This is a genomic window from Mesorhizobium sp. M7A.F.Ca.CA.002.05.1.1, from assembly GCF_003998335.1.
Classification (GTDB): Bacteria; Pseudomonadota; Alphaproteobacteria; order Rhizobiales; family Rhizobiaceae; genus Mesorhizobium.
In genome coordinates this window covers 1-2,182 of record NZ_RZQI01000965.1, presented here as the reverse complement: position 1 = coordinate 2,182, position 2,182 = coordinate 1, and the positions used below count along the sequence as shown (strand labels likewise).

Annotated in this window: 1 protein-coding gene; it reads right to left on the bottom strand. The window is 63.9% G+C overall.

Going from position 1 to position 2,182, the window contains the following annotated elements; translation table 11 throughout:
* The coding region (locus EN939_RS31215; RefSeq protein WP_127271460.1) for an ATP-binding cassette domain-containing protein at nucleotides 1–2,003 on the bottom strand (2,003 nt) is incomplete at its 3' end.
* Nucleotides 2,004–2,182: the final 179 nt, after the last annotated feature.

Genomic DNA, 2,182 nt, shown 5'->3' with positions numbered 1-2,182 from the left:
GGTATGTAGACGATGCCGGCGCGATTGGCGGCCTTGGTGTCGCCGCCGGTCTGCTGCCCGCCGAAAATTCTGAGCGTGCCGCCATGCATGGTCTCGAGGCCGGCAATCAGCCTGAGCACCTCGGAGCGGCCGCTTCCCATCAGGCCGGCGAGCGCGACGATTTCGCCCCTGCACACGCTGAGCGTGGCCGACTTCAAGAGCTTGCCATCGGAGATGTTGCTGATTTCGATCGCGGTTTCGCCGACTTGCGCTTCGAGATAGGGGAAGATGTCGCCGACATCGCGCCCGACCATCATCGAGACGATCTCGGCCTCGCTGGTCTGGCGGGTCTGGCGCTCGCCGATGAAGCGCCCGTCACGCAGAACGACGACGCGGTCGCACTGGCTGAAGATCTCTTCCATCTTGTGGGAGATGTAGAGGATGCCGGCGCCGCGAGCTCTCAGCCTGTCGATCAGGTCGTAGAGCTGATCGCGCTCGCGGTTGGAGAGCGCGCTGGTCGGCTCGTCCATGATGAAGAACCAGGCATCGGACAGAACGGCACGGGCAATTTCCACCATCTGCCGGTGCCCGACGGAAAGCGTTCGCAGCTCCGCGCCAATGTCGATATCGAGCGACAGCTCGTCCATGATGGATTTCGCATCGCGCCGCATCCGGGCCCGGTCGAGAAATCCCAGGCGGGTATGCGGTTCGCGGCCGATGAAGAGATTCTCGGCCACCGTCAGGTCCGGCGAAAGGCTGAAATGCTGATGGATGACGCTGATGCCCTTGGCGTCGCTGGGGGAGTGGAACTGGACGGCGTTGCCGTCGATCATGATCTCACCCTCGTCCGGGCGATGCAGACCGGAAATGCACTTCACCAGCGTCGATTTCCCGGCCCCGTTCTCGCCGGCAAGTCCCACCACCTCACCGGCCGAGACGGCAAAGCTGACACCATCGAGTGCCTTGACGCCCGGAAAAGACTTGCCAAGCCCGCGCAAGGCGATGCTGTGTTTGCCGACCGGTGTTGCGGCGATGTTGCGGGGCGACGGGGTGGACTTGCGGCCACCGGTCTTGAACAGGGCGGCGACACTCTCCGGCTGGCTGGTGAGAACTGCCACCAGAATGAGGCTCGCGGTCACGAAATAGATCAGGATCTGCGGCACCTGCAGGAAGGACAGGCCGGTGTTGATGACGCCCAGCAGCAGCGCCCCGATCGCCGTTCCCCAGATGGAGCCCTGGCCGCCGGACAGTTTCGTGCCGCCGATGATCGCGGCTGTAATGGCTGTAAATTCGAGCCCGGTGCCGGCAAGCGGCTGTGCCGAACCAAGGCGGCCGATGGTGAGTATCGCGCCGAGCCCGGCCGTTGCGCCGGCAATCAGATAGACGGAAATGCGCACGAGGTCGACGGGAACCAGTGAGGCCCGCGCCGCGCCCGCATTGCCGCCGACCGCATAGATCCAGCGCCCGTACACCGTGCGATTGAGCACGAACCACCAGAGGCCCAGGCAGATGGCGGCGATGATGACGGAGACCGGCAGGAGGCCGATCGTCTCGCGTCCCGCGAAAAGCAGGACCGGATCGGCGATCGCGATGCTGGATGCGCCGGAGAGGCTGAGCGCCAGGCCGCGCGCAAACGCCATGGTGGCGAGCGTTGCGATGAATGGGGAGATGCCGGCAAAGCCGATCAGCGTTCCATTGAGCAGACCGATTGCGGCACCGCCACCGATCGCGGCGAGAAGGCTCAAGCTCGCCGAGCCGGTTGCCGTGTAGGCAAGACCCGCTGCGATGCCGGAGCAGGCAAGATTGCTGCCGACGGAAATATCAATGCCGCGCGCGATGATCACGGCCGTCATGGCAAAGGAGATGAGGGCGATGACCGCACTCTGCTGCGCGATGCTGACAAGATTGCCGGTCGACAGAAAACGCGGATCGATCCAGCCGAAGACGGCGATGGCGACCAGTAGCACCGCGATGAGAACCGGTTCGTTGCGCCGCAGTAACGGAGAGGTCCAGGACTGGAACATGGGTCGGTCCTCTTATCGAGCATCATGCGCGGTCACCACGGAGCGGCGACGGCGATCGTCAGGAAAAGGGGACGCCGGATGATACGTCATCCGGCGCTTGAGCCGCTTTTAGGCTGTTACTTTGCCAGGGTCATGGCGGTCGCCGGAACCTTGGGACCGAGTTGCTCGGTATAGTTCTT